Below are 25,883 nucleotides of genomic sequence, written 5' to 3'. Positions count from 1 at the left end.
CCGGCGCGCCCCCGGTGACCCGCCGCGGTCGGCTCAGGCGCGCGGCAGCCGGGGCGCGGGCTGGCAGCGCGGGCAGAAGGCCGCGCTGCGGTTCATGAACTCGACGCGGCGCACGGGTGTGCCGCACCGCGGGCACGGCCGGCCCTCCTGCCCGTAGACCGCCAGGCTGCGGTCGAAGTACCCCGACGCGCCGTTGACGTTGACGTACAGCGCGTCGAAGCTCGTGCCGCCCTGCGCGAGCGCCTCGGTCATCACGTCGGCCGCGGCGTCGAGCACGCGCTGCACGTCGATCCGCCGCAGCGCACCCGTCTGGCGCGCGAAGTGCACACGCGCGCGCCACAGCGCCTCGTCGGCGTAGATGTTGCCCACGCCGGAGACGAGCGTCTGGTCCAGCAGCGCGCGCTTGATTCCCGTGCGCCGGGCACGGACCGCGGCGACGAGCGCCGCCCGGTCGAGTGCGGGGTCCAGCAGGTCGCGTGCGATGTGCGCGACGGGCTCGGGCACCGCGGCGAGCGCCGAGCCGCGACCGCCCGGCGCGCCGTCGGGCGTCGGGACCAGGTCCTGGACGCTGAGGTGGCCGAAGGTGCGCTGGTCGACGAAGTCGAGCGCGCCCCCGTCGTCGAGCCGCAGGCGGACACGCAGGTGCACGTGCGGCGGGTCGGTGCCCACCGTCGCCGCCGAGCGCACCAGCAGCTGCCCGCTCATGCCGAGGTGGACCAGGACCGCCTCGTCGGGAACACCGTCCGCGGCCGCCAGCGGCAGCCACAGGAACTTGCCGCGTCGCACGGCGGCGGCGAGCCGACGGCCCCGCAGCCGCCCGACGAGGTCCGCCGGTCCGGCCACGTGCCGACGCACGCTGTAGGCGCGCAGCACCTCGACGTCCGTGACCGTACGCCCCACGACGTGGCGTTCCACGCCGTCGCGGACGGTCTCGACCTCGGGCAGCTCGGGCACGTGCCGTGCGGCGTCAGCGCGTCGACGTCGAGCGCTGCTCGACCTCGGCGTCCTGCGGGCAGGGCTCGTCGGCCCGCGCGCGCAGGGCCAGGAACGCGGCCTCGGCGGCCTGCTGCTCGGCGACCTTCTTGGCCGGGCCCGTCCCGGTGCCGTGCACCTCACCGCCCACGACCGCGTGCGCCGTGAACGTCCGCGCGTGGTCCGGGCCGGTCCCCGTGACCTCGTACGAGGGTGCCCCGAGCCCGAGTGCGGCCGCGAGCTCCTGCAACGACGTCTTCCAGTCCAGGCCCGCGCCGAGCCCGGCCGCGGCCTCGAGGGTGGGACCCACGAGCTTCTCGACGACGGTGCGCGCGTGCTCGAGCCCGTGCGTGAGGTACACCGCGCCGAACAGGGCCTCGAGCGTGTCGGACAGGATCGAGTCCTTGTCCCGGCCGCCCGTGGCGATCTCGCCCTTGCCCAGCAGCACGTACCGGCCCAGGTCGAGCTCGCGCGCCACCGCGGCCAGGCCGCGCTGCGACACCGTCGCGGCGCGCATCTTGGCGAGCGCGCCCTCGGGCTCGTCGGGGCGGCGGCGGTACAGCGACTCCGTGACGACCAGGCCGAGCACGGTGTCCCCCAGGAACTCGAGGCGCTCGTTGGTGGGGATGCCACCCGCCTCGTGCGCGAACGACCGGTGCGTCAGCGCGAGCACGAGAAGCTCGGGGTCCAGGTGGACCCCGAGCTTCTCGAGAAGGTCGGTGGCTGCCGCGCTCATCGCGTGGTGCGGGCCGACGGCGCCGTCAGGAACGACACCCGCGTCAGCGGGCGTCGAACTCGCTGCGCAGCGCCTCGGCGTACTGACGGCCGTTGTACGTGCCGCACGACTGGCACGCCGTGTGCGGCCGCTTGTCGGCCCTGCAGTTCGGGCAGGTGCTGAGCGTCGTGGCAGTGGTCTTCCACTGCGACCGACGCGCACGGGTGTTGCTGCGCGACATCTTGCGCTTCGGAACCGCCACGGCTAGCTCTCTTTCGTCTCGTCGACCGGGCTCACCAGGCCGCTCAGGGCGGACCAGCGAGGGTCAAGCGTCTCATGCGAATGGTCAGGGTCGTCCGCCAGGGGCGCTCCGCACTCGGAGCACAGTCCCGGGCAGTCGGGCCGGCACAACGGACGGAACGGCAGTGCCGTCACGACCGCGTCCCGCAGCGCGGGCTCCAGGTCGACCAGGTCGCCCTCGAGCTCACGCACGTCCTCCTCGTCGTCGCCCGCCTCGGCAGCGGCGGTCGCACGCTCGGGGTACACGTACAGCTCCGTGAGCGACACGTCGACGTCGTCGACGACCTCGCCCAGGCAGCGCACGCACTCCCCGACCGCCCGACCCCGGACCGAACCGGTGACCAGGACCCCCTCCATGACCGCCTCGAGCCGGAGGTCCAGCTCGAGATCGCTCCCTTCGGGGATGCCGATCACGTCGGTACCGAGATCCGCCGGAGCGGCGACCGTGCGCTGGGCCGTTCGCGTCGATCCCGGACGTCGGCCGAGCTCGAGGGTGTCGAGCACGAGCGGCGAACGGGGATCGAGGTGAACCGGGCGCTGCACAGCCGTCCCCTCGTCGAGTTCCTGGATCTCGGTCCGCCAGACCGGCAGGACCAACGGGCAACTCTACAGGTCCGCGCGCGGCCCGCCCAAATCCGTCGGGCACGTCCCGGGCGCACCGGACGTGACGTTCCGCACCCTCACTCCTCCGGCGCGAGCCTGCCCGCGAGCTTGGCCCGCCCGGCCTGCACCTGCGCGAGCACCTTGCCCAGGTCGATCTCGAAGTCCGCGAGCCTGCGGTCGCAGTAGTCGTCGGCGTCGCGCCGCAGCTCGTCGGCCACCTGCTCGGCATCCGCGACGACCTGTGCCGCGCGCTCGTGCGCGGCCGTGACCACGGCCTCCTGCGCCACGAGCTCGGCGGCCTCGCGCCGCGCCCGCTCCAGGATCCGCTCGGCGTCCTGCTGCGCGGCCGCGCGTGCGGCGTCGGCGTCCGCGAGCACCTGGTCCGCGCGCGTCAGCTGGTCCGGCAGCACCTCACGCGCCTGCGCCACCAGGTCCAGCAGCTCGGCCCGGCTGACCAGGACCGACGCCGACATCGGCATGCTGCGCGCCGCCATGACCGCCTGCTCGAGCGCGTCCAGCACGCCCGTCAGACCCTCGGTCCGCTCGTTCGCCTCGCTCACCGACCGCTCCTCTCGTCGTGGTCCAGCCTCGCACGTGCCTCAGCCGCGTGCGGCCAGGGCCTCGCGCACGGCCGCCTCGACCTCGCTGCCCACCAGGTCGCCGACCGGTCCGCCGTGCCGCGCCACATCCTTGACCAGCGACGACGCGATGTGGGCGAGCGCCGGGTCCCCCACGACGAACACCGTCTCCACCCCGGACAGGTGCCGGTTCATGAGCGCCATGGGCAGCTCGCCGTCGAAGTCGGCACCGCCGCGCAGCCCCTTGACCACGGCCGACGCGCCCACGTCCCGGACGAAGTCGGCCAGCAACCCCGGGACCACCTCGACGCGGATGCCGGCGTCGTCCGCGAACGCCCCGCGTGCGAGCGCGACGCGCCTCTCGACGTCGAGCAGCGGCGACTTGGCGGAGTTGCGTGCCACGGCCACGACGACCTCGTCGAACATCGTGCGCGCGCGGCGCACCACGTCGACGTGGCCGAGCGTCACGGGGTCGAACGACCCGGGGCACACGGCGAGGCTCACGCGTCCACCCTAGGCCAGCGGGTCGGCCGGCTGGCGGTGCAGCACGCGCAGCACGGTCGCCGCGGTCTCGTCACCCGGGCCGGCGGCGCCGACGGACGACGGGGTCAGCTCCGCCTCGCCGACCACCGCGTAACCGAGCCGGGAGTAGAACGGCACGTTGCGCGGGTCGGTGGTGCCCAACCAGGTCGCCGCGCCCGCCGCGTCGTACCGCCGCAGGCGGTGCTCGAGCAGCCGTGCACCCAGGCCGGCGCCCTGCCGCTCGGGCCGGACCGCGAGGTAGTTGAGGTACGGCGCGGGAGCCGCGGGCGCCCACGTCGCCGCGGCGCCGAGGCGTGCCAGCACGTCCGCGGCACGTGCGCGCCCGACGAGCGCCGCCAGCACTCCGGGACCGGTCGGCAGCGTGCGGAGCACGGGGTGCTGCGCGTCGAGCCCCGGCTCGCGCCACGCGGCCGCCGCGAGCACCTCGCCGTCCTCGACGAGCACGTCCACACCGCCCAGCGCGACGTAGCGGTCCACCGAGGGACCGAGCCACGCCGCGCACGCGTCGTCGCGCGTGCCCTCGTCGGGCAGCACCCAGCGCATGAGCGGGTTGTCGTGGTACGCGCGGGCCAGCACGGTGCGCACCGCGGGCGCGTCGGCGGGGCCCGCCTGTCGGACGAGCCTCATGCGTCGGGCCCGGCGTCGTCGGCCGTGGCAGACGGTGTCGCGTCGGGCTCGGCGAACCAGACCGCGGTCTCGCCGTAGCTGCGGGAGTCGAACCGGTGCAGCCCCGCGGGCCAGGCGGGCTCCGGCGCACGCGTGGACCGCTCGACCACGACGACCGCTCCGGACGCGAGCGCTCCGGTCAGCCCCGCCAGGACCGCCGCGAGGTCGGCCTCCGCCAGGTCGTACGGCGGGTCGACGAGCACGAGGTCCCAGGACGCGGTCACCGGGCGCTCCACGAACCGCTCGGCCCGCTCGGTGGCGACGACGACCACGCCCGCGAGCCCGAGGGCCGCGACGTTGCGCCGGCAGACGTCCGCCGCGGAGCGCGCGGCCTCGACCAGCGTGACGGCCGCCGCACCCCGGCTCGCCGCCTCGAGGCCGAGCGCGCCGGACCCCGCGAACAGGTCGAGCACACGGGCGCCGTCGACCGCGTCGAGGTGCTCGAGCCGCGAGAACAGCGCCTCACGGACGCGCTCGCTGGTGGGGCGCGTGCCGGCGCGCGGGACCGTGAGCACTCGTCCTCCGACGCTGCCCGCCACGATCCGCGTCACGCGGCCGCCCTCGATCCGGTCACGGCTGCGACCCTCTCACGGCGGTGCCCCGACCCTGACCCCGGCGTGCTCATGCGCGGTCCAGGAACTCGTCGCGCTCGCCCGCCAGGAGCTGGTCGATCGCGGCACGCAGCGCGGGGTGCCCGACCAGCTCGGGGTCGGCCTCCACCACCGCACGCGCATCCGTGCGTGCCTGCTCGATGAGGTCGCCGTCACGCGCGACGCGCAGCAGCCGCAACGACGACGCGGCGCCGGACTGCGACGCACCCAGCACGTCCCCCTCACGCCGCTGCTCGAGGTCGAACTGCGCGAGCGCGAACCCGTCGAGCGTCTCGGCCACCGTCCGCAGGCGGTCGTCCCCCGGCGTCCCCGGGCGCGCGCCCGAGACCAGCAGGCACACACCGGGCGCCGTCCCGCGGCCGACCCGGCCGCGCAGCTGGTGCAGCTGCGAGACGCCGAACAGGTCCGCGTCCAGGATCACCATCGCGGTCGCCTCGGGCACGTCGACGCCGACCTCGACCACCGTGGTCGAGACCAGCACGGGCGTCCGGCCCGCGGCGAAGTCCGCGAGCGCGCGGTCCTTGTCCTCGGGCGGGAGCTTGCCGTGCAGCACGCCGATGCCGACGCCCGCGAGCTCGTCCAGGCCGCGCAGCTCGTCGGCCACCTCGAGCACCGCGCGCGGCGGTCGCCGTGCCGCGGCACCCTGGTCGCCGAGCGTCGCGGCGCCGGGCTCGACCAGGTCGGCACCGTCCGCGTCGTCGCCCGTGATGCGCGGGCACACCACGTACGCGCGGCCTCCCTTGTCCACCTCCTCGCGCACGCGCACCCACGTGCGCGCCATCCACGCCGGGAGGTCGGCCGGCACGACGAACGACGTGATCGGCGACCGGCCCGCGGGCAGCTCACGCAGCACCGACGTCTCGAGGTCGCCGAACACCGTCATCGCGACGGTGCGCGGGATCGGCGTCGCCGTCATGGCCAGCAGGTGGGGCTGCGCAGCCGCCTTGGCGCGCAGCGCGTCGCGCTGCTCGACCCCGAACCGGTGCTGCTCGTCGACCACCACGAGCCCCAGCTCGGCGAACTGGACGTTCTTCTCCAGCAGCGCGTGCGTGCCCACGACGATGCCCGCGGCCCCCGACGCCGCGTCCAGGAGCGCCGTGCGCCGTGCCGCACCCGTCACCGAGCCGGTCAGCAGCGTGACGCGCGTGCCGTGCTCGGCCCCGCCCAGCAGGCCCCCCTCGGCCAGGTCGCCCAGCAGCGCGCGCAGCGAACGCGCGTGCTGCGCGGCCAGCACCTCGGTGGGCGCGAGCAGCGCCGCCTGGCCGCCCGCATCCACCACCTGCAGCATCGCGCGCAGCGCGACCACGGTCTTGCCCGAGCCGACCTCGCCCTGCAGGAGCCGCTGCATGGGCACGGGCCGGGCGATCTCCTGCGCGATCTGCTCCCCGACCTCGCGCTGCCCCGCGGTCAGCGCGAACGGCAGGCGCGCGTCGAACGCGTCGAGCAGGCCACCCGGGACCGGTGGCCGCGCGACTGCCGCCTGCGCCGCGGCCCGCACGCGCCGCCGCGCGAGCTCGGCCTGCAGCACGAACGCCTCCTCGTACCGCTGCCGCTGCTGCGCGACGCGCCAGTCCTGCTCGGTCTCGGGCCGGTGCAGCCGGCGCAGCGCGGGCAGCAGCTCGCCGTACCCGCGCTCCTGCCGCACCTCGGCCGGGACGGGATCGGGCACGTCGCCGTCCCGCAGGCCGTCCAGCACCACCTGGACCGTGGTGGCGATCTTGGCGCTGTCCAGCGTCGCGCTGGCCGGGTAGACCGGGATCGGGCGTTCGGCGTGCTCGATCGCGGCGCCCTCGTCGTCGGCGTCGAACCACACCACCGCGGGGTTGGCCAGCTGCGCGCGGCCGTTGAACCAGCCGACCTTGCCGGTGAACAGACCGCGCCGGCCGGGCCGCATCTGCGCCGCGAACGCCTTGGCCATGCCCTCGCGCTGCGCGAAGAACGCAAGGTGCAGCACCGCGTGGCCGTCGGTGACCTGCGCCTCGACGCGGAGCTTGCCCGACGTGCGCGCGCGCAGCACGCCCGAGCTCGAGCGCACCTCCGCGACGATCGAGGCCTTCTCGTCGATCTCGAGCCCCGCGATGTCCGTCAGCCGGCTCGGGTCCGCGTAGCGCCGCGGGTAGTAGCGCAGCAGGTCGCCCGCCACGTGCACACCGAGCGCCTCGAACTTGGGGCCCAGGCGCGGCGCGACCTTGCCGATCGGCCGGTCCAGCGCGCCGTCCGCCGCCGCGACCCCGTCCGCGTACCGCACCGCCGGTCCTCCACTCGTCGTCACCACCGTCACCCCGGGCGCGTCAGTCGACCGCGACCAGGACCGCCCGGCCGGCGGAACCCCCGAGCACCGTCGGCTCGAGCCCGTGCCGCGCGGCGCACCGCTCGACCTCGGCCACGACCGCATCGTCGGCGGTGCCCGGCACCACGACCGTCAGGCTCTCACCCCGCGGCGCGGGGGACGCGACCAGCGACGCGACCGCGTGCTCGACGTCCGCGGCGCGCGCTCCGACGCCCCGGCCCGGACCGCCGGCCACGTCGATCGCCGCGACGCGCGCGCGCCCCGCGGCGAGCGCCGCGGCATGCACGCCCGGTGCACCGCCCGCGGTGACGAACGCCAGGACGGCGACCGCGGCGCGCGCCTCGTCGTCCGCACCGAGCACCTCGACGCCGGGGTCGTCCTGCACCGTCGCGAGCTCGTCGGGCGTGATCGCGTCACCCGGCACGACGAGCACGTGCGGGGCCGCCGCGTCCTCGACCGCGCGGCGCACGTGCGCGGCCGTCACGGGCTCCTCGGGGCAGCGCACCACGACCACCGCGCCCGCCGTGGCGAACCACGCCGCCAGGCCCGCGGACCGCGTGACGACCACGAGTCCCCAGTCGTCCGCGCCCGCGTCCTGCGGCGCCTCGAGCACGTCGAGCCGCCGGACCACCACCTGTTCACGCCGACCCACGGCGCATGCGTCGATCGCGACCTGCGGGTCGTCGGTGTGCACGTGCGCGTGCCACCAGCCGTCGGCGCCGACCACCGCGACCGAGTCGCCCACCGCTGCCAGCGCCGCGCGCAGCCGATCGCCCACGGCGGGCCCGGGCGCGGTGTCCCGCACCACGAGCATGACCTCGAACGCACCGCCCTGCGCGGCTCCCGCGGTGGCCTCGTCGCACGCCTGCGCGTGCCCGGGTGCCGGGTGCCGGTCCGGGAGCCAGTCGGTGACCGGGGCGCGCGTCGCACCCGCGGCCGCGAGCGCGAGCGCGTCGATCACGACGAGGAGCGCGCACGCGCCCGCGTCCGGCACGTGCGCGCGGCGCAGCACGGGGTGCGACGCGGAGATCCGGGCGAGCGCCTGATGTCCCGCGGCGGCGGCCTGCGCGGCGACCGCGGTGCCGTCCCCGCCCGCGTCGGCCGCGTCGGCCGCGGCCTGCGCGACCTCGTCCGCGAGCGTGAGCACGGTGCCCTCCTGCGGATCGGCCAGCGCGAGCCGGGCCGCGCGCGCCGCCGAGCCCAGCGCGAGCGCGATCCCGCGGGCGTCGACGCGTCCGGGTGCCACGCCGTCGGCCGTGCCGACGCCCCCCGCGCCGGTGGCGCCGTGCGCGAACCCCGCGAGCCACTGGCTGAGGATCACGCCCGAGTTGCCGCGCGCCGCGACCATCGCACCGCGGGCCAGCGCGGTGAGCACGTCCGCGACCGGTACGTCTCCCGGGGCGTCCAGCGCATCGACCGCGCGCACCCCGCCCTCGATCGTCAGCCACGCGTTGGTGCCCGTGTCCGCATCCGGCACGGGGAAGACGTTGACCGCGTCGATGCGCCCGCGTGCGTCGCCGAGCCCCGCGCGGGCGCCCTGCACCCACGCCGTCACCTCGGCCGTCCCGAGCGCCACGCGCGCCTCCCTCGTCGTCGTCCACGCCCGTCACCTGCCGGCGGGCACCGGCTCAGCGGCAGCGCTGCTGCATCGCGGTCCCATCCTGGTGCGGCGCACATCACCCTGCCGCACGCCGCCCACATTTGGGACGCCCCCGCGCATGGGCTAGTCTTGACCGGTTGCCCGACGGGTTCGGGCGCGCCTGGGACCAGATGCAGGACGAGACGCCGCATGCCGCGAGGCTGCCGTACGGACTGCCCCCTCCCCGACTTCGGCCGCGATCCTTCGCGGCTGTCCATGTACGACCCGCCAGAGCAACAGGAGAAGACCGTGGCCGCCACCTGCGACGTCTGCGCCAAGGGCCCGAGCTTCGGGCACAGCATCTCGCACTCGCACGTCCGCACGAAGCGTCGCTGGAACCCGAACATCCAGCGCGTCCGCGCGGTCGTCGCCGGGACGCCCAAGCGTCTCAACGTGTGCACCTCGTGCCTCAAGGCCGGCAAGGTCCAGCGCGCCGTCTGACGTACGCGTCGACGCGTCGGCTGAGCCGCCGCCCGCGGCACACCCCAGCATCATCGCAAGGCCCGCGAGGATTCACCTCGCGGGCCTTGCGTCGTGCCTGCCATGTGGCAGGGTGACCCCATGGCAGAGCAGATCGGCGAGCTGACGATCCGCCCGGCGGGTCCTGCCGACGCAGGGGCGATCGCCGCGGTGCACATCCGCTCGTGGCAGGAGGCGTACGCGGGCATCGTGTCCGCGTCGTACCTCGCGTCGCTCGACGCGACGGCGCGCACGGCCACCTGGCAGGGGTACCTCGAGCGCGGACCCGACGACGGCGTCCGGACCTGGATCGCGCAGGACGGCGTGCGCCTCCTGGGCTTCGCGTCCGTGGGGCCGAGCCGCGACGAGGACGCGCGGCGCGGTGACCTCGAGGTGTACTCGATCTACCTGGACCCCGGGACGTGGGGCCACGGCGTCGCGCGTGAGCTCATGCGCACGCTCATCAACGAGTCGGGCGAGCAGACGCCGCTCACGCTCTGGGTGCTCGCGGCCAACGAGCGCGCGCGCCACTTCTACCGACGGCACGGCTTCCAGCCCGACGGCGTGGAACGGTACGAGGACGTCGGCGGCGAGGACCTCCTCGAGGTGCGCTACCGCCGGGGCTGACCGCCCGCGAAGTGGTCCCACCCGGGACCGACGCGAGCCGGCGCACCGTCCACCGTGACGTCGGCCGCCGTGGGATCCGCGGGCACGACCGTGCCGATCGCCCGGAACGGGTCCGGGAGCGGCACGTCCGCGGGGAACGCGGCGAGCAGGCCGTGGTCCTCTCCCCCGCCGAGGACCCAGGCCCACGGGTCGGCACCCACCCGCCGGGCCGCCTCGCGGAGCTCGTCGACCGAGCCACCCAGCGCGGACGCCGCGAGGTCCACGCGGACGCCGCTCGCGCGGGCGAGCCGCCCCGCGTCCCTCAGCAGGCCGTCGGACACGTCGAGCATCGCGGTCGCCCCGGCTCGAGCGGCGGCGGGACCCGCCGCCAACGGTGAGGACGGCCGCAGGTAGGCCGCGACGAGTGCCGGGTCCGGGTCGGCGACCGACCCGTCCAGCAGCGCCAGGCCCGCCGCCGATCGGCCGAGCACGCCGGCGTGCGCGACCACGTCCCCGGGGCGCGCACCCGAGCGCAGCACGGGCGCGCGACCCGCGAGGTCGCCGTGCGCGGTCACGCCCACCACGACCACCGGCGCACCGGACAGGTCGCCGCCCACCACACCGACCCCCAGCGGCGCGCACACGTGCGCGAGCCCGCGGGCGATCCCGACGACCCAGTCCACGGCCAGGTCGCCCGGAACGGCGAGCGTCACGACGAGCGCGGTGGGCACGGCCCCCATGGCCGCGACGTCGGCGAGGTTCTGCACCGCGGCACGCCGGCCGAGGTCCGCACCGCTCGACCACGCGCGCCGGAAGTGCCGGTCCTCGACCAGCACGTCGGTCGTCACCACGTAACGACCGTCGGGTGCGGCCAGCACGGCCGCGTCGTCGCCCGGGCCGACGAGCGTCGCGTCGCCCCCCGGGAGCTCGGGCACGATCCGGGCCAGCAGCTCTTCCTCGGTCAGGTCGGCGACGCGCACCGGGCCACGCTAGCCGCCTCGTCGACCGCCGGGCGCACGCGGCACGTGGACGCACGTCACACGCCCGCGGGACCGGCGCCGGGCACACGCTGGCTACCGTGGACCGGTGCGCACCACCCCTCTGGTCCTCGGCCCGCTGCTGTGCCTCGTGCTCGCCGGCTGCGCGTCGGCCGTCGGCACCGCACCGGGGCCGTACGCGACCGACCCCGTGTGCGCGCAGGTGGTGCTCGCCACACCCGACGAGCTCGCCGAGGACCTGCCGCGCCGGGACACGACCGCACAGGCCACGACCGCGTGGGGGACGGACGGCGCGGCCGTCGTGCTGCGGTGCGGCGTCGAGCCCCTGGGACCGACGACCGATCGCTGCCAGACCGTCGACGCCGCCGACGGCACGTCCGTCGACTGGGTGATCGTCGCGTCCGACCCGGACGACGAGCAGTCGAGCGACTGGACGTTCACCACGTACGGGCGCATCCCGGCGATCGAGGTCCAGGTGCCGGCTGAGATCGCGCGCACGCACCCGTCGTCGTTCCTCGACCGGCTGGGCCGCGCCGCACAGCTCACCGAGCGCGAGCGCGGCTGCCTGTGAGGGCTCAGCGCAGCCCGGTGGGCCGCTCGAGCGCGAGCTGCACCAGCTCGTCGACCAGCTCGGGGTAGCTCAGGCCCGAGGACTGCCACATGCGCGGGTACATCGAGAACGGCGTGAAGCCCGGCATGGTGTTGATCTCGTTCACGACGACCTGGTCGTCCTCGGTGACGAACACGTCGACCCGCGCCAGGCCCTCGCAGCCCAGCGCCTCGAACGCGCGCACCGCGACCTCCTGCACGCGCGCGACCGCGTCGGGCGACAGGTCGGCGGGGCACGCGAGCCGCACGGCCGACTCGTCGAGGTACTTGGCCTCGAAGTCGTAGAACGCGTGCTTGCCGTGGTCCACGACGATCTCGCCGGGCAGCGACGCGCGCGGTCGCCGACCGCCCCGTCCGCCCAGCACGCCGCACTCGATCTCCCGGCCCACCACCGCGGCCTCGACGACGACCTTCGGGTCGTGCTCGTGCGCCGCGGCGATCGCCGCCGGCAGGTCGGCCAGGTCGGTCACCCGGGAGATGCCCAGGCTCGACCCCGCGCGAGCGGGCTTGACGAACACCGGGAGCCCGAGCGCCGCGACGCGCGCGGTGATGCCCTCCGGGTCGCGTGCGAACGCGCCGGGCAGCACCGTGACGAACGGCGAGACCGGTAGCCCGTGACCCTCGAACACCACCTTCATCATGTGCTTGTCCATGCCGACGGCCGACGCGAGCACACCCGCGCCGACGTACCGGACGTCGGCGAGCTCGAGCATGCCCTGCAGCGTGCCGTCCTCGCCGAAGGGCCCGTGCAGGAGCGGGAAGACGACGTCGATCTCGCCGATGGACCGCGGTGCGCCGCCGTCCTGCACCACCAGGACGTCACGGTCGCCGGTGTCCGAGGGCAGCACGACGTGCGACGCGGTGTCCTCGACCTGCGGGAGGCGCCCGTCGGTGATGGCCCAGCGGTCGGGGTCGTCGTCCGCGAGCACCCACCGACCCGTGGGCGTGACGCCCACGGCCACGACGTCGTAGCGCTCACGGTCCAGCGCACGCAGGACGCCGCCCGCGGTCGCACAGCTGATCGCGTGCTCGCCCGACCTGCCCCCGAACAGGACCATGACGCGGGGGCGACGAACGGCGTCGTCGAGGGACTGGGGGGACGGCACGGCGTTCATCGGGCAGCACCCTACCCGTCGCCGTGCCGCGCGTACCCTGGCGCTCGTGCCCGAGCCGACCGCCCACCCGCTGCAGCCCGCCACCCTCGTCGTCGCGGCCGGTCGCCCGGCCCGTGAGCAGGGTGCGCCGGTGAACCCGCCCGTCGTGCTGTCCTCGACGTACGTCTCACGCGGCGTCCCGGCGCCGGGCGAGCCGCTGTACGCGCGCATGGACACCGAGACGTGGCACCCGTTCGAGGAGGCCCTGGGTGCGCTCGAGGGCTGCCCGCACCCCGCGCTCGTGCTGGGCTCGGGCATGGCGGCGATCGCCGCGGCGCTCTCGCTGGTCCCCCCGGGCGGACGGCTGGTGCTGCCCCGGCACTGCTACCAGGTGACGCTCGGCTACGCGCGTGACCTCGCCGAGCGCAGCGGCGTCCGCGTCGAGCTCGTGGACGTCGACGACACCGACGCCGTGCTCGCGGCGGTGCGGGGCGGCGACGGGACCCCACCGGCCGACCTGCTGTGGGTCGAGTCCCCCACCAACCCGATGCTCGAGGTCGCGGACCTGCCCGCGCTCGTCGCGGGCGCGCATGCGGCGGGCGCGCTCGTCGCGGTGGACAACACGTTCGCCACACCGCTGGTGCAGCGCCCGTTCGAGCACGGCGCCGACGTGGTGGTGCACTCCGTCACCAAGTACCTCGCGGGACACAGCGACGTGGTCCTGGGTGCCGCGATGGCGGCCGACCCCGCGCTCCACGCGCGCCTGCACGCCTACCGCACGCTGCACGGCGCCGTGGCCGGGCCGTTCGAGGTGTGGCTCGCGCTGCGTGGCCTGCGCACGCTCGCGCTGCGCGTCGAGCGCGCGCAGGCCTCGGCCCTCGAGCTCGCCCGCCGTCTCGCGGCGCACCCGGCGGTCGCCCACGTGCGCCACCCGGGCCTGCCCCAGGACCCGGGCCACGCACGCGCGGCGCGGCTCATGGACGGGTTCGGCTCGATCATCGGCCTGCGCCCGGCGGGCGGCGTGGACGCCGGCGATGCCCTGGTCGCCTCGCTGCGGCTGTGGGTCCCTGCGACCAGCCTCGGGGGCGTCGAGTCGAGCCTCGAGCGGCGGCGGCGGTTCGCCACCGAGTCGGTCACGGTCCCCGAGGACCTGCTGCGCCTCAGCGTCGGGATCGAGGACGTCGAGGACCTGTGGCGCGACCTGGCCCAGGGGCTGGACGCGCTCGCCTGAGCGCGTCGCCCGACGCCGCGGCCGTCAGCGCTGCACGGCCTCCGACCGGCGCGGGCGGGACAGCAGCGTCGGAGCGAGCTGGTCCACCGGCAGGCCCTCGTACAGCACGTTGACCACGGCCTCGGTGATCGGCATGTCGATGTCGAGGCGGCGCGCCAGCTCGAGCACGGGCCGGCACGTCTTGACCGCCTCGGCGGTCCCGCCCGTGGCGGCGATGGCCTCCTCCAGGCCCATGCCACGGCCGATGTGGCCGCCGAGCGTGTGGTTGCGCGAGTCCGGCGACGCGCACGTCGCCATGAGGTCGCCCATCCCCGCGAGCCCCGGGAACGTGGCCGGGTCCGCGCCGAGCGCGAGACCCAGGCGCGTGATCTCGACGAGCCCGCGCGTGATCACCGTGGCCATCGTGTTGTAGCCCAGGCCACGGCCCTGCGAGATGCCGACCGCGAGCGCGATGACGTTCTTGACCGCACCGCACAGCTCGACCCCGACGACGTCGGGGTTGGTGTACGGGCGGAAGTACGACGACGCGACGGCCCCCGACACGAGCCGCGCGGTCGCGTCCGACGTCGCGGCCACCACCGTGGCGGTGGGCTGGCGCCGCGCGATCTCACGCGCCAGGTTGGGGCCCGAGACCACGGCCACGCGTTCCGCCGGGAGGTCGAGCGACTCGGCGATGACCTCGCTCATGCGCCGGTCCGTGCCGAGCTCCACGCCCTTCATCAGCGAGACGGCGACCGCGTCGAGCCGCAGCGCACCCTTGAGCGGCGCGAGCGTGGCGCGCGCGACCTGGGACGGCACCGCGACCGCGACCAGGTCGGCGTCGACGACGGCCGCGAGCGCGTCGGTGGTGGCCGTGATCCCCGCCGGGAGGTCGATCCCGGGCAGGTAGGCCTCGTTGCGGTGCTCGTCGGCGATCTGGCGGACCACGGCGTCGCTGCGCCCCCACACGGTCACGTCGCAGCCCGCGTCGGCCAGCACGGCCGCGAACGTCGTGCCCCAGCTGCCCGTGCCGAGCACGGTCGCCCGCAGCGGCGCCCCGGAGGTCGCCGTCACGGCTGCTCCGGGCGCGGCGCCCCGCCGGCGCGCTCGTCGGGCTTGCGCATGTCGAACCGCACCGCGGGCGCCTGCTCCCCGCGCACGCCCTCGAGCAGCGCCGTGATGGCGTCCATCACGCGCTCGGTGGCCTCACGCAGCGTCACGGCGTCCAGCGGCCGGTCGTACAGGTCGTCGAGCACGACGGGCGGTCCGGCGACGATCGTGATGCGCTTGCGCGGGATCGGCTTGAGCAGCTTGGCGTACCGGCCGAGCAGCCGCTGCGGACCCCACTGCGCGACGGGCACCACGGGCGCCCGCGTGGTGAGCGCCAGGCGCGCGACGCCCGTCTTGCCGACCATCGGCCACAGGTCGGGGTCACGCGTGAGCGTGCCCTCGGGGAACACCGCCACGACGTCGCCGCCGTCGATCGCGTCGACCGCGGCCTTGAGCGACTCCCCCGCCGCGCTCGTGTTCCGGTACACCGGGATCTGCCCCGTCGCGCGGAGCACCGGACCGACCACGGGGACGCCGAACAGGGACGACTTCGCCAGGATCTTGGGCGCCACGCCGTTGTCCCACAGGAAGTGCGCGAACGTCAGCGGGTCGATGTTCGTCATGTGGTTCGACGCCACGATGAAGCCGCGACCGGCCGGGAAGTGCTCGGTGCCGTGCCAGTCGGGCGTGGTCATCGCCTTGAGCAGCGGCCGCACGATGCGCGCGACGTTGCGGTAGGCACGGTTGGAACGGGCAGGGGGACGCACGACGAGCAGGCTACCTGCTGGCCGCGGCACCGACGCCGGGCGCCCGCCCCCGGCGTCGGTGCACGCGATGCTCAGTCGCGGCTGAACTCGGCGCCCAGCGCCTCGAGCTTGTCCATGAAGTGCTCGTAGCCCCGGTCGATCAGGCTGATGCCCCGGACCGCGGACGTCCCCTTGGCGGTCAGCGCCGCGATCAGGTGGCTGAACCCGCCGCGCAGGTCCGGGACCTCGATGTCGGCGGCCGACAGCGGCGTCGGGCCGCTGATCACCGCGGAGTGGTAGAAGTTGCGCTGCCCGAACCGGCACGGCCGTCCGCCCAGGCACTCCTTGTAGACCTGGATGGTCGCGCCCATCCCGACGAGCGCGTCCGCGAACCCGAAGCGGTTCTCGTACACCGTCTCGTGCACGATCGACAGGCCCTTGGCCTGCGTGAGCGCGACGACGAGCGGCTGCTGCCAGTCCGTCATGAAGCCCGGGTGCACGTCCGTCTCGAGCTGGATCGAGCGCAGGTCGCCGCCGGGGTGGAAGAACCGGATGCCCTCGTCGTCGACCGTGAACTCGCCGCCGACCTTGCGGAACGTGTTGAGGAACGTCGTCATCTCGGGCTGCGTCGCCCCGCGCACGTAGATGTCGCCGCCCGTGGCCAGCGCCGCCGAGGCCCACGACGCGCCCTCGATCCGGTCGGACAGCGCGGTGTGCTGGTAGCCCTCGAGCCGCTCGACGCCCTCGATGCGGATCACGCGGTCGGTGTCGACCGAGATGATCGCGCCCATCTTCTGCAGGACGTTGATGAGGTCCATGATCTCGGGCTCGATCGCGGCGCCCGCGAGCTCGGTGATGCCCTCCGCGCGCACGGCCGTGAGCAGGAGCTGCTCGGTCGCGCCCACGCTCGGGTACGGCAGCGCGATCTTGGTGCCCTGCAGCCGGCGCGGGGCGCTCAGGTAGATCCCCTGCGGCCGCTTGTCCACCACCGCGCCGAACTGCCGCAGGATGTCCAGGTGGTAGTTGATCGGCCGGTCGCCGATCCGGCAGCCGCCCAGGTCCGGGATGAACGCCTCACCCAGGCGGTGCAGCAGCGGCCCGCAGAACAGGATCGGGATGCGGCTCGAGCCCGCATGCGCGTCGATGTCCGCGACGTGCGCGGTCTCGACGTCCGTCGGGTCCAGGTGCAGCGTGCCCGCCACCGGGTCCGCGTCCACGCGCACGCCGTGCAGCTCGAGCAGGCCCGTCACCACCGCGACGTCCCGGATCTGCGGCACGTTGCGCAGCACGCTGGGCGTCTCGCCCAGCAGCGCGGCGACCATCGCCTTGGAGACGAAGTTCTTGGCACCTCGCACGGTGATCTCGCCCCGCAGCGGGGTGCCACCGTTCACGTACAGCAGATCGTTCACGCGCCCATCCTTGCCTACGTCACGGGCCGTGCGCGCCGATGCGCGTGCTCGCGCAGGCGTCCGCACGACACCTTCACAGACCAACCGGCCGCGCGCCAGCCCACCGGGTCCGTCGCGGCCGGAGGTCCCGTGGGTGCAGCGTCACCGGGTGGGTGCTTTCTTCCCCCGGACCGGTCGCACCGTCCGCGGCCGCGGCGCCCGCGCGACGCACGACGCCCGGCCGCCCACGTCAGGGACGTGGACGACCGGGCGGGACGTGATCGACGACACGCACGCACGAGCCGTGCGAGCCGCGGTCCCGGATCAGGCGGGACGCGTGCCGATCGCGACCTCGACCGGCCGCGCGGCCTTGATCTCGACGGGCGGCAGGTGCTTGGCCGGCAGCGTCGCGGGACGCCACGGCTCACGCCGCTCCTCGAACGCCTGGATCTCGTCGACGTGCTGCAGCGTCAGGCCGATGTCGTCGAGGCCCTCCATGAGGCGCCAGCGCGTGTAGTCGTCGACCTGGAACGGCACGACGACGTCGTCGCAGGTCACCGTGCGCGCGTCGAGGTCGACCGTCACGGCCGTGCCGGGGTGCGTCTCGAGGATCTTCCAGATGAGCTCGATGTCCTCCTGCGCGACCTGCGCCGCCAGCAGCCCCTGCTTGCCCGAGTTGCCGCGGAAGATGTCCGCGAACCGCGCGGACAGCACCACCTTGAAGCCGTAGTCCTTGAGCGCCCACACGGCGTGCTCACGCGACGAGCCCGTGCCGAAGTCCGGGCCCGCGACCAGCACCGAGCCGGTGCGGTACGCGTCCTGGTTCAGGACGAACGCCGGGTCGCCCCGCCACGCCGCGAACAGCGCGTCCTCGAACCCCGTGCGCGTCACGCGCTTGAGGTAGACGGCCGGGATGATCTGGTCGGTGTCGACGTTGCTGCGGCGCAGCGGGACCCCGACGCCGGTGTGCTGGGTGAACTTCTCCATGGGTCTGTCTCTCTCGTCTCGTCGGGTCAGACCGTCTGGAGGTCCGCGGGGTCCGTCAGCGGCGTGCCGTCCGGCGCGGGCAGGCCCGTGCCGAGGTCGCCGTACGACGAGAGCGTGCCGCGGATCGCGGTCGCCGCCGCCACCAGGGGCGAGACCAGGTGCGTGCGGCCGCCCTTGCCCTGACGACCCTCGAAGTTGCGGTTGGACGTCGACGCCGAACGCTCGCCCGGAGCCAGCTGGTCGGGGTTCATGCCGAGGCACATCGAGCAGCCCGCGTTGCGCCACTCGGCGCCGAAGTCGAGGAAGATCTGGTCGAGCCCCTCGGCCTCGGCCTGCAGGCGCACGCGCGCCGAGGCCGGCACGACGAGCACGCGCACGTCGTCGGCCTTGCGCTTGCCCCGCACCACCTTGGCGACCGAGCGCAGGTCCTCGATGCGCCCGTTGGTGCACGAGCCGATGAAGACCGTGTCGACCTTGATCTCGCGCAGCGGCTGGCCCGGCGTCAGGCCCATGTACTCGATGGCGCGCTCCGCGGCGACGCGCTCGTTCTCGTCCGCGATCTGCTCCGGGACGGGCACCGACGCCGAGAGCGGCAGGCCCTGGCCGGGGTTGGTGCCCCACGTGACGAACGGCTCGAGGTCCGCAGCCTCGAGGACCACCTCGACGTCGAACTGCGCGTCGTCGTCCGAGCGCAGCGTGCGCCAGTACTCGACCGCCGCGTCCCAGTCGGCGCCCTCGGGTGCGTGCGGGCGGCCCTTGAGGTACTCGAACGTGGTCTCGTCGGGCGCGATCATGCCCGCGCGGGCCCCCGCCTCGATCGACATGTTGCACACGGTCATGCGGGCTTCCATCGACAGCGCGCGGATCGCCTCGCCGCGGTACTCCAGGACGTAGCCCTGGCCGCCGCCCGTGCCGATCTTGGCGATGATCGCCAGGATGATGTCCTTGCTCGTGGCGCCCTGCGGCAGCGTGCCGTTGACCGTGATCGCCATCGTCTTGAACGGGGCCAGCGGCAGCGTCTGCGTCGCGAGCACGTGCTCGACCTCGGACGTGCCGATGCCGAACGCGAGCGCACCGAACGCGCCGTGGGTGGACGTGTGGCTGTCGCCGCACACGACCGTCAGGCCCGGCTGCGTGAGCCCGAGCTGCGGGCCGACCTGGTGGACGATGCCCTGGTCCGCGTCGCCGAGCGAGTGGATGCGCACGCCGAACTCGCGCGCGTTGTTGCGCAGCGTCTCGATCTGCGTCCTGCTCGTGGTGTCCGCGATGGGGCGGTCGATGTCGAGCGTCGGCGTGTTGTGGTCCTCGGTCGCGAGCGTGAGGTCCGGCCGCCGCACGGGCCGACCCGCGAGCCGCAGGCCCTCGAAGGCCTGGGGGCTGGTGACCTCGTGCACGAGGTGGAGGTCGATGTAGAGGAGGTCGGGAGCTCCGTCGGTGCCACGTCGCACGACGTGTGCGTCCCAGACCTTCTCCGCCAAGGTGCCGGCCATGTTGTGCGGTCCTGTTCTGCTCGTCCGGGTGGGGGTTGTCCCGGGGTCGTTCCGCCCTGCGGGGCGGTGTTCGCGCGTCGGTACTTGCATCTCAGCCTGCGAGACGCCAATATCGGCCTATGGACAACTCTAGCGGAGTCGGCGTGCTGGACAAGGCCGCATCCGTTCTCAGCGCGCTCGAGGCGGGTCCGGCCACCCTCGCGCAGCTCGTGACCGCCACCCATCTTGCCCGCCCGACGGCCCACCGCCTGGCCGTCGCGCTCGAGCACCACCGCCTGGTCGCACGCGACATGCAGGGGCGGTTCGTGCTCGGGCCGCGCCTGTCGGAGCTCGCGACGGCGGCGGGCGAGGACCGCCTCCTGGCCGCCGCGGGCCCGGTGCTCGCGGCCGTGCGCGACCACACCGGCGAGAGCGCACAGCTCTACCGCCGCCAGGGCGACCAGCGCATCTGCGTGGCCGCAGCCGAGCGTCCCATCGGCCTGCGCGACTCGATCCCCGTGGGCGCGACGCTGACCATGCAGGCGGGCTCCGCGGCCCAGGTCCTGCTGGCGTGGGAGGAGCCCGACCGGCTGCACCGCGGTCTCCAGGGCGCCAAGTTCACCGCGACGATCCTGTCCGGCGTGCGCCGCCGCGGCTGGGCGCAGTCGGTGTCCGAGCGCGAGGTGGGCGTCGCGTCGGTGTCCGCACCCGTGCGCGGCCCGTCCGGGCGCGTCGTGGCGGCCGTCTCGGTCTCCGGGCCGCTCGAGCGGCTCACCCGGCAGCCGGGGCGCCTGCACGCCGCCGCCGTGGTCTCGGCCGCCAACCGGCTGACCGAGGTGCTGCGCCGCACCGCGGACTGACCGCCCGTCCCGACCCCGGAGGCCCGTCCGCGACGTGCGGGCGGGCCTCCGTCGTCTCCGGGAGACGCATCTCACACGCCGTGCGGGCGGCCCCAGGGCGTCCCGGACCCACCGACGACAAAGGCCCGGTCACCTGGGTGACCGGGCCTTTCGACGTACCCCCGACCGGATTCGAACCGGCGCTACCGCCGTGAGAGGGCGGCGTGCTAGGCCGCTACACAACGGGGGCCTGTCAGCCTGCGGGACCCGGGGGCCTCGCGGACGAGTGAACACTCTACCTGATCCTTCGGACTGCTCCGAACTCGCAGGTCAGCGGTGCTCGCGCTGGGGTACCAGGACTCGAACCTAGACTAACTGAACCAGAATCAGTCGTGCTGCCAATTACACCATACCCCAAGAGGTATTCCGTCCCCCTATTCCGTGACCCCGGAGGGCCCGTGAATGGGACGTCGTACCGGCCGAGAACGATACCTGGTCGCCTGCCTGCGACCAAACCCGCCGGTTCGTGGACCGCTCCGCACCGGCGCGGAGGCTCAGGTCGGGATGTCGCCGATCTCGGAGACGTCGTACCAGAGCAGGTCCGCCTCGGCGACGCGCTCGTCCGCCGCGACGTCGCCCGACAGCGCCGCCCGCACGTCGCCGGCGACCGCCGGCTCGTCCACGTGGACGCACGCGACCTCGGCGAGGGTCGCGGCACGCGTCAGCAGCACCGCGCTGGGCGTCGCGCCCGGCTGCGGCCCGACGCCGACCGCGTCGTCGGGCACGTCCACCGTGACGACGAGCCGCAGGGCGGGAGCCTCCGGCCGCGACCGGAGCAGGTCCAGGCTGTCGTCCGCCGCGGCCAGGTGGGCGGCGAACTCCCAGCCCTCCTCGTCCTCGTCGGGCAGCGCGGCGCGCAGCGCCTGCGTCACCGCGTGCGCGGTGCGTCCGGCGAGCAGCGCGTCGCCCTCGGTCGTCGCGGTCAGCTCGTCGAGGGTCGCAGGCAGGTAGAGGCGCACGCGTCCATCCTGCCCGCTCCCCCGGCACCGGGCCGGGCGCCGCGCTCAGCGTGCGTCGGTCGTCACGCCCGAGCGACCCCGGCCAGGCCGGGCGCGGTCTCCTGCGCGGGCGTGCGGGGAGCGACCAGCCGCCCGGCCAGCTCCGCGAGCGCGCGACGAGCGGGCGAGCCCGGCGCGATCTCACGCAGCGTGCGGGCCTCGAGCACCGCCGCGTCGAGCCCCGCCTGGTCGTCCGGGACCAGCACCGCGTCGTGCACACCCGCGTACCGTTCGAGCGCCCGCGCCACCGCGCGGGCCGGCTGCGCACCCGCGACCGACGCCCGCACGCGGTTGACGACCACGTGGCGCCGCGCACCGGTGCCCAGCTCGGCGAGCTCGCCGAGCGCCCGCACGAGCCGCTGGATGCCCACGGGGTCCGCCGCGCCGACCACGACCACGTCGTCCGCGACCGTGAGCGCGCCGAGCGTCGCCGCGTTCCGGCGCGGCGCGCGCGTGTCGTAGCTCAGCACCTCGTCCTGCTCGAGGCTGAAGCCGCAGTCGATCACGGTCACGGCCGCGAGCGAGCGCGCGACGACCCACACGGCGTCGAGCGCCGGACCGGGCAGCTCGGGCCAGCGGTCCGGCCGCTGGATGCCGGACAGCAGCCGCAGGTCGGGCGCGACGTACGGCGCGACCCGCGCGAGGGTCACCAGGTCGAGCACGCCCTGCCCCGCGCTGCGCGCCGCGGCCGCGAGGCCCGGTGCGTCGTCCAGCACGCCCAGCAGCTGCGCCTGGCAGCCGCCGTACGTGTCCGCGTCCACCAGGAGCGTCGGGACCCCCTGTGCGGCGATCTCGGCGGCCGTGTGCAGCGCGACCGTCGACCTGCCGGGCGCACCCGTGGGTCCCCACACCGCGACGACCCGGCCCCGCTCGGTGCGGGCGGCCGGTGCGGGTGTGGCGTCCCACGGGTCCGGGCCGGCGGTCTGCGCCTCGGCCGCGAGCGCGAGCACGCGCTCGACCAGCGCACGTGCGGCCGCCCCGTCCGTCGGCAGGTCGAGGACCAGGTCAGCGCCCGCCAGGCGTGCGCGGTCCGCCGACGACGAGCGTTCCGGGTCCAGGAGCGCGACGAGCGCGACCCCCGCGGACCTGAGCGTGGCCACGGCGGTCAGGTCGAGCAGGTCGAGGTCGCCCGAGACGACCGCGACCCGGCCGAGGCCCGCCTCCGCCGCGGCGTGCAGCTCGGCGAGGTCCGCGCACCGGCGCGTCACGTGCAGGCCGGCGTCGTCGTCGAGCGCGCGCACCACGAGCACCTCGGCCGGGCCGCGGACCGCGCACAGCACGCCCACCGTCGTGGCCACGCGTCAGCGCCCCGAGCCGGGGACCGGGACGGTCACGAGCGTGCCGTCGGCCGCGAGGGCGGTCAGCAGGTCCGGCAGCCCGTCCTGCGGCACCAGCACGTGCACGACGCTCGACCCGCCCGCGGAGAACGCGCCGTCGGGCGTGGCGACCTCCGCGACCGTGACGCCCGCCGCCAGCAGGCGCGGTGCGCCGGGCTCGGCGTCCCGCGCGGCCGAACCCGTCGGCGCTGCGGGTGTGAACCACACGTCGACCACCGCACCCGGGACCACCTCGTCCGACGGGCGCGAGTCCACGGGTACCGCGATCGGCCGGACCGCGACGTCGGCCGCGGCACCCACGGCGGAACGCGGCAGCAGCTCCCCCGCGCCGACCGTCCGCAGCAGCACCGCGTCCTGCGGCACGGCCTCGTCGGCGGGCAGGTAGCCCGCGAGCGCCGCGTCGGGCACCCGCACGTCCACCACCAGGAGGTCGTCGGCATCCAGCGTGGCGCCGGGCACGAGCGTGTCCCGCACCGCGTACACCGCGACGGTGGCCTGCGCGGTCCGCACCGCCCACGCGCCGAGCGCCACGGCCGCCGCGACCATCGCGATCCCCGCCAGCAGCCGCGGGTCACGCCAGCCGGGCCGGCGCAGCCGCGCCGCGGTGGGCGCCGGGAGGTCGAGCAGCGCAGTGTCCACGTCGGGCTCCTTCGTCGTCGCGTGGACGCCGCCCCCTTACGGCGCACGTCCCGGCCCCCGTATCCTGCCGTACCGGGCAACCCGGACATCAGGGGTGTCCGCGCCGCTGTGGATGAAGCGGGTGCGGGTCCGCCCCCGTGCCAGACTGCGGGCATGCCGCAGCAGTACCTCTCCCTCGCCGACGTGGCCGAGATCCTCGGCGTCTCCGTGGGCCAGGTCCGCTCGATGGTGACCACGGGCGAGCTCGAGGCGTTCCAGCTCGGCGGGCGCAAGATCTGGCGCGTGGGCGTCGAGGACCTCGACGCGTACGTGGACCGCCAGAAGGCGCGCACGCGTGAGCGCATCGCGAGCGGCGCGTCGTTCGAGGAGGAGTGAACGCGCAGGCCTCAGCCTGACCGCACCGCCATCAGCGCGTCGAACCTGAGCGCCCACGCGGCGCCGCCCGGACCCGCGTCGGCCGGCAGCACGTCGACGTGGTCCGCCCCGACGCGCTCGACCCGACCCGCCACACGCACCCCCAGCGCGTCCACACGCACCTCGGCACGGTCGCGGGCCAGCGCGCGCAACGCGTGGCCCAGCGACAGCGCACGCTCGGCCGTGCCCGGCGGGGGCGCCGCGAGCGCGGAGAGGCCGACGACGCCCGTGACCGCCGTCGCGGGCACGAGCACGCGCCTGGTCGCGTCGGACGCCACGAGCACCCACTGGGGCGCGGCCTCGACCACCGCGCCGCCCACCGTCTGACCGTCGCGGAGCAGCACCCGCAACGTGCCTCCGCGCGTCGCGCGCAGGCGGTCGACGAGCGTGACCTGAGCCCGCTCGGCGCGGGTCAGCTCGGCGACCTCGTCACGCAGCCCCTGCTCACGTGCCGCGTCGAGCTGCGCCTCCATGTCCGCGAACAACGACTCCCATCGCACCCGACCACCGTACGGGTCGGCCGTTCGACCGAGGCCGTCGGACCTCGGCACTGGACATACCGCTCAGATGTCGGTACACCTAGGCGCACGTAACGTCATCAAACGGCATCATCTGAACGTTCAGGGGGTCCTCATGCATCACCGGACACGAGGCGCCACCACCGGCGCACTTCTCGCGCTGGCCGGCGCATCCGCAGCGGCGTGCGCCGTGGCACTGGGCCTGGCAGCGCGCGCAGGCCTCGGCTCCGGCGGCCCGCTGCGGGTCGACGACGTGGTGCTCGTCGCGGTCGCCGTGCTCGGAGCGCTCGTGTGCGCGTGGCTCGCGCTCGCGTGCGGCCTCGGCGCGGCGTGCGTCGCGGGCCGCGTGCTCGGAGCGCGATGGCGCGCGGGCGAGGACGCGCTGCGCCGCTGCGCTCCCGCGGTGGTGCGCCGGGTGGTGGCCGGTGTGGCGGGGGCCGGCATCGGCGTGGGCCTCGTGGCCACCGGTGCGGGCGCCACGGCGCCGCCGCTGGTCTCGTCCGGCCCCTCGGTCGGGACGGTCGCGACCGCGCACGTGTGGTCGCCCGGGACGGGCGCCGCGGACCTGCGCGGTGCGGACGGGCCCGCGCTCGGGTGGTCGGTCGCGGTGACCGACGGGGAGTCGCGCACGGACGCACCCGGCCACCTCCGCGCGACGGCGCACGCCGACGCACGCGGCGAGGTGCACCGCGTGCGCGCGGGCGAGTCGCTGTGGACGATCGCCGCCACGCACCTCGGCGACGACGCGACGCCGGAGCGCATCGCCGAGGCGTGGCCGGCGTGGTGGGAGGCCAACCGGGAGACGATCGGGTCCGACCCCGACGTCATCCGGCCCGGCCAGGTGCTGCAGGTCCCGGCGGAGGCCGCCCGATGAGCGCGCTGGCTGTCGCGCCCGTCGGTCCGCTGGAGCGCGCGCTCGCGCACGACCTGCGCACGGGCCGGGTCCGCCCGGGGCCGCCCACGCGCCCCTCGCTCCCCCGCGTGCGTCCGCTCGTGGATCCGGAGCCGGCCGTCCAGCCACGTCCGTCGTCCGCCGGGGCGCCCGCGCCGGCCCACACGCTCCGGACCAGGATCGCGGTGCTGCGCGCGGCCGATCGTGCGCCCGTCGAGGCCGCGCTGCGCGACGACGAGCCCGTCTCCGCACCCCCGGACGGCGACCCGCGCGTGCTGGCACGCACGCTCGCGCTCGCGAGCGTCGAGGCGCTCGTGGGCCGACGCCCGGTGGCACAGCTCGCGCGGTGGCTCGCTCCCGGCGTGTTCGACCTCCTGCAGGCCCGGGCGCACGTGACCGTGCGCGCGATCGGCCCCCGCGTGAGCGGCCGGGGCGTCGCCGTGCGCACCGTGCGGACGTGCCGGATCGAGCCGTGCGTGGTCGAGGCGACCGCGGTGGTCGACGACGGCGTCCGCATCCGGGCGGTCGCGATGCGCCTGGAGGTCCACCGCCGCGCCTGGCGCGTCACGGCGCTGGAGATCGGCTGACCCCTCGCCCGGCGCGCGCGACCTGGTGACGACCGGCTCGGCAGGCGCGGGCTCCTGCGGGCAGGG

General features: G+C 75.4%; 29 protein-coding genes and 2 tRNA genes. 8 read left to right on the top strand and 23 right to left on the bottom strand.

The window, feature by feature from the left end; all coding sequences use genetic code 11:
- Window positions 1-33 precede the first annotated feature (33 nt).
- The 10 genes from mutM to CELGI_RS16385 all read right to left on the bottom strand — a co-directional run bounded on the left by mutM (window position 34) and on the right by CELGI_RS16385 (window position 8,854).
- A complete protein-coding gene (gene mutM, locus CELGI_RS05935) occupies window positions 34-954 on the bottom strand; it encodes a bifunctional DNA-formamidopyrimidine glycosylase/DNA-(apurinic or apyrimidinic site) lyase (RefSeq protein WP_013883206.1) in 921 nt (306 codons plus the stop codon).
- 13 nt (window positions 955-967) lie between these two features.
- Complete coding sequence (gene rnc, locus CELGI_RS05930) at window positions 968-1,708, bottom strand: ribonuclease III (RefSeq protein WP_013883205.1); 741 nt, start codon at window positions 1,706-1,708, stop codon at window positions 968-970.
- Between the two features lie 43 nt (window positions 1,709-1,751).
- Window positions 1,752-1,949, bottom strand: coding sequence for a 50S ribosomal protein L32 (rpmF, locus tag CELGI_RS05925; RefSeq protein WP_013883204.1), 198 nt, complete (start codon window positions 1,947-1,949; stop codon window positions 1,752-1,754).
- 2 nt (window positions 1,950-1,951) lie between these two features.
- A complete protein-coding gene (locus tag CELGI_RS05920) occupies window positions 1,952-2,530 on the bottom strand; it encodes a YceD family protein (protein ID WP_013883203.1) in 579 nt (192 codons plus the stop codon).
- 137 nt (window positions 2,531-2,667) lie between these two features.
- Window positions 2,668-3,150: a hypothetical protein gene (locus tag CELGI_RS05915; RefSeq protein ID WP_013883202.1), complete on the bottom strand. Its 483-nt coding sequence runs from the start codon at window positions 3,148-3,150 to the stop codon at window positions 2,668-2,670.
- Window positions 3,151-3,189: 39 nt separating this feature from the next.
- A complete protein-coding gene (gene coaD, locus CELGI_RS05910) occupies window positions 3,190-3,672 on the bottom strand; it encodes a pantetheine-phosphate adenylyltransferase (RefSeq protein ID WP_013883201.1) in 483 nt (160 codons plus the stop codon).
- Window positions 3,673-3,681: 9 nt separating this feature from the next.
- Complete coding sequence (locus CELGI_RS05905) at window positions 3,682-4,338, bottom strand: GNAT family N-acetyltransferase (RefSeq protein WP_013883200.1); 657 nt, start codon at window positions 4,336-4,338, stop codon at window positions 3,682-3,684.
- Window positions 4,335-4,928, bottom strand: coding sequence for a 16S rRNA (guanine(966)-N(2))-methyltransferase RsmD (rsmD, locus tag CELGI_RS05900; RefSeq protein ID WP_013883199.1), 594 nt, complete (start codon window positions 4,926-4,928; stop codon window positions 4,335-4,337). Before rsmD ends, CELGI_RS05905 begins: the two co-directional genes overlap by 4 nt.
- Before the next feature lie 70 nt (window positions 4,929-4,998).
- Window positions 4,999-7,236 (bottom strand): ATP-dependent DNA helicase RecG, encoded by a 2,238-nt coding sequence (locus CELGI_RS05895; RefSeq protein WP_013883198.1) that lies wholly within the window; start codon window positions 7,234-7,236, stop codon window positions 4,999-5,001.
- A 43-nt stretch (window positions 7,237-7,279) separates the two neighbouring features.
- Window positions 7,280-8,854 carry a DAK2 domain-containing protein gene (locus CELGI_RS16385; protein ID WP_013883197.1) on the bottom strand — a complete coding sequence of 525 codons (1,575 nt, stop codon included), beginning with the start codon at window positions 8,852-8,854 and terminating at the stop codon, window positions 7,280-7,282.
- 312 nt (window positions 8,855-9,166) lie between these two features.
- Between CELGI_RS16385 and rpmB the strand changes: the two genes are divergently transcribed.
- Entirely contained in the window at window positions 9,167-9,358 is a 192-nt protein-coding gene (gene rpmB, locus CELGI_RS05885; RefSeq protein ID WP_019136706.1) for a 50S ribosomal protein L28, read from the top strand.
- 120 nt (window positions 9,359-9,478) lie between these two features.
- Window positions 9,479-10,003, top strand: coding sequence for a GNAT family N-acetyltransferase (locus tag CELGI_RS05880; protein WP_041574470.1), 525 nt, complete (start codon window positions 9,479-9,481; stop codon window positions 10,001-10,003).
- Here the strand turns inward: CELGI_RS05880 and CELGI_RS05875 are convergent.
- Window positions 9,988-10,962 (bottom strand): thiamine-phosphate kinase, encoded by a 975-nt coding sequence (locus tag CELGI_RS05875; protein WP_013883194.1) that lies wholly within the window; start codon window positions 10,960-10,962, stop codon window positions 9,988-9,990. The two genes, CELGI_RS05880 and CELGI_RS05875, sit on opposite strands and share 16 nt — an antisense overlap.
- A 106-nt stretch (window positions 10,963-11,068) precedes the next feature.
- On the opposite strand from CELGI_RS05875, the gene CELGI_RS05870 reads away from it, so the two are divergent.
- A complete protein-coding gene (locus CELGI_RS05870; RefSeq protein WP_013883193.1) occupies window positions 11,069-11,551 on the top strand; it encodes a DUF3515 family protein in 483 nt (160 codons plus the stop codon).
- Between the two features lie 4 nt (window positions 11,552-11,555).
- On the opposite strand, the gene CELGI_RS05865 is transcribed toward CELGI_RS05870, so the two are convergent.
- Entirely contained in the window at window positions 11,556-12,704 is a 1,149-nt protein-coding gene (locus tag CELGI_RS05865; RefSeq protein ID WP_013883192.1) for a D-alanine--D-alanine ligase family protein, read from the bottom strand.
- Window positions 12,705-12,750: 46 nt separating this feature from the next.
- Here CELGI_RS05865 and CELGI_RS05860 point away from each other — a divergent pair, with 46 nt between their 5' ends.
- Window positions 12,751-13,914, top strand: a complete 1,164-nt coding sequence (locus CELGI_RS05860; protein ID WP_013883191.1) for a trans-sulfuration enzyme family protein — start codon at window positions 12,751-12,753, stop codon at window positions 13,912-13,914.
- A gap of 24 nt (window positions 13,915-13,938) precedes the next feature.
- Here the strand turns inward: CELGI_RS05860 and CELGI_RS05855 are convergent, their stop codons facing one another.
- The 5 genes from CELGI_RS05855 to leuC all read right to left on the bottom strand — a co-directional run bounded on the left by CELGI_RS05855 (window position 13,939) and on the right by leuC (window position 19,554).
- Entirely contained in the window at window positions 13,939-14,967 is a 1,029-nt protein-coding gene (locus tag CELGI_RS05855; protein WP_013883190.1) for an NAD(P)H-dependent glycerol-3-phosphate dehydrogenase, read from the bottom strand.
- The gene (locus CELGI_RS05850; protein ID WP_013883189.1) at window positions 14,964-15,710 is read right to left on the bottom strand and encodes a lysophospholipid acyltransferase family protein; all 747 of its coding nucleotides are present in this window, start codon (window positions 15,708-15,710) and stop codon (window positions 14,964-14,966) included. The genes CELGI_RS05855 and CELGI_RS05850 overlap by 4 nt, the downstream gene beginning before the upstream one ends.
- Window positions 15,711-15,781: 71 nt before the next feature.
- Window positions 15,782-17,098, bottom strand: coding sequence for a UDP-N-acetylglucosamine 1-carboxyvinyltransferase (murA, locus tag CELGI_RS05845; RefSeq protein ID WP_013883188.1), 1,317 nt, complete (start codon window positions 17,096-17,098; stop codon window positions 15,782-15,784).
- Between the two features lie 303 nt (window positions 17,099-17,401).
- Window positions 17,402-18,064 carry a 3-isopropylmalate dehydratase small subunit gene (gene leuD / locus CELGI_RS05840; protein ID WP_013883187.1) on the bottom strand — a complete coding sequence of 221 codons (663 nt, stop codon included), beginning with the start codon at window positions 18,062-18,064 and terminating at the stop codon, window positions 17,402-17,404.
- Window positions 18,065-18,090: 26 nt separating this feature from the next.
- Window positions 18,091-19,554, bottom strand: a complete 1,464-nt coding sequence (gene leuC, locus CELGI_RS05835; RefSeq protein ID WP_013883186.1) for a 3-isopropylmalate dehydratase large subunit — start codon at window positions 19,552-19,554, stop codon at window positions 18,091-18,093.
- Between the two features lie 119 nt (window positions 19,555-19,673).
- Here leuC and CELGI_RS05830 point away from each other — a divergent pair, with 119 nt between their 5' ends.
- Complete coding sequence (locus tag CELGI_RS05830) at window positions 19,674-20,393, top strand: IclR family transcriptional regulator (protein WP_013883185.1); 720 nt, start codon at window positions 19,674-19,676, stop codon at window positions 20,391-20,393.
- Window positions 20,394-20,549: 156 nt separating this feature from the next.
- Here the strand turns inward: CELGI_RS05830 and CELGI_RS05825 are convergent.
- From CELGI_RS05825 to CELGI_RS05805, 5 genes are all read right to left on the bottom strand, one after another.
- Window positions 20,550-20,622: transfer RNA gene (locus CELGI_RS05825), tRNA-Glu, on the bottom strand.
- Between the two features lie 95 nt (window positions 20,623-20,717).
- A tRNA-Gln gene (locus CELGI_RS05820) sits at window positions 20,718-20,789 on the bottom strand.
- A gap of 137 nt (window positions 20,790-20,926) precedes the next feature.
- Window positions 20,927-21,391, bottom strand: coding sequence for a DUF6912 family protein (locus tag CELGI_RS05815; RefSeq protein ID WP_013883184.1), 465 nt, complete (start codon window positions 21,389-21,391; stop codon window positions 20,927-20,929).
- Between the two features lie 62 nt (window positions 21,392-21,453).
- The gene (locus CELGI_RS05810) at window positions 21,454-22,728 is read right to left on the bottom strand and encodes an AAA family ATPase (protein WP_013883183.1); all 1,275 of its coding nucleotides are present in this window, start codon (window positions 22,726-22,728) and stop codon (window positions 21,454-21,456) included.
- A 3-nt stretch (window positions 22,729-22,731) separates the two neighbouring features.
- Window positions 22,732-23,406: a hypothetical protein gene (locus CELGI_RS05805; protein ID WP_013883182.1), complete on the bottom strand. Its 675-nt coding sequence runs from the start codon at window positions 23,404-23,406 to the stop codon at window positions 22,732-22,734.
- 153 nt (window positions 23,407-23,559) lie between these two features.
- Here CELGI_RS05805 and CELGI_RS05800 point away from each other — a divergent pair, with 153 nt between their 5' ends.
- A complete protein-coding gene (locus CELGI_RS05800; RefSeq protein ID WP_013883181.1) occupies window positions 23,560-23,781 on the top strand; it encodes a helix-turn-helix domain-containing protein in 222 nt (73 codons plus the stop codon).
- An 11-nt stretch (window positions 23,782-23,792) separates the two neighbouring features.
- Here CELGI_RS05800 and CELGI_RS05795 read toward each other — a convergent pair whose 3' ends face one another.
- Window positions 23,793-24,320 carry a hypothetical protein gene (locus tag CELGI_RS05795; RefSeq protein WP_013883180.1) on the bottom strand — a complete coding sequence of 176 codons (528 nt, stop codon included), beginning with the start codon at window positions 24,318-24,320 and terminating at the stop codon, window positions 23,793-23,795.
- A gap of 208 nt (window positions 24,321-24,528) precedes the next feature.
- On the opposite strand from CELGI_RS05795, the gene CELGI_RS17065 reads away from it, so the two are divergent.
- On the top strand, window positions 24,529-25,212 hold the full coding sequence (locus CELGI_RS17065; RefSeq protein WP_041574120.1) for a LysM peptidoglycan-binding domain-containing protein: 684 nt from the start codon (window positions 24,529-24,531) through the stop codon (window positions 25,210-25,212).
- Window positions 25,209-25,817 (top strand): Rv3235 family protein, encoded by a 609-nt coding sequence (locus tag CELGI_RS16380; protein WP_013883178.1) that lies wholly within the window; start codon window positions 25,209-25,211, stop codon window positions 25,815-25,817. Before CELGI_RS17065 ends, CELGI_RS16380 begins: the two co-directional genes overlap by 4 nt.
- The last annotated feature ends 66 nt before the right edge of the window (window positions 25,818-25,883 follow it).

The organism is Cellulomonas gilvus ATCC 13127 (assembly GCF_000218545.1).
In the GTDB taxonomy this organism is placed as follows: Bacteria; Actinomycetota; Actinomycetes; order Actinomycetales; family Cellulomonadaceae; genus Cellulomonas; species Cellulomonas gilvus.
The sequence above is the reverse complement of the archived record's forward strand: the minus strand, read 5'-3'. Positions and strand labels throughout refer to the sequence as shown.

Excerpts from the sequence above, each read along its gene's own strand:
- rnc (WP_013883205.1), bottom strand. The coding sequence starts at position 1,708 with ATGAGCGCGGCAGCCACCGACCTTCTCGAGAAGCTCGGGGTCCACCTG.
- CELGI_RS05905 (WP_013883200.1), bottom strand. The coding sequence starts at position 4,338 with ATGAGGCTCGTCCGACAGGCGGGCCCCGCCGACGCGCCCGCGGTGCGC.
- CELGI_RS05880 (WP_041574470.1), top strand. The coding sequence starts at position 9,479 with ATGGCAGAGCAGATCGGCGAGCTGACGATCCGCCCGGCGGGTCCTGCC.
- CELGI_RS05865 (WP_013883192.1), bottom strand. The coding sequence starts at position 12,704 with ATGAACGCCGTGCCGTCCCCCCAGTCCCTCGACGACGCCGTTCGTCGC.
- leuD (WP_013883187.1), bottom strand. The coding sequence starts at position 18,064 with ATGGAGAAGTTCACCCAGCACACCGGCGTCGGGGTCCCGCTGCGCCGC.
- leuC (WP_013883186.1), bottom strand. The coding sequence starts at position 19,554 with ATGGCCGGCACCTTGGCGGAGAAGGTCTGGGACGCACACGTCGTGCGA.
- CELGI_RS05830 (WP_013883185.1), top strand. The coding sequence starts at position 19,674 with ATGGACAACTCTAGCGGAGTCGGCGTGCTGGACAAGGCCGCATCCGTT.
- CELGI_RS05800 (WP_013883181.1), top strand. The coding sequence starts at position 23,560 with ATGCCGCAGCAGTACCTCTCCCTCGCCGACGTGGCCGAGATCCTCGGC.
- CELGI_RS16380 (WP_013883178.1), top strand. The coding sequence starts at position 25,209 with ATGAGCGCGCTGGCTGTCGCGCCCGTCGGTCCGCTGGAGCGCGCGCTC.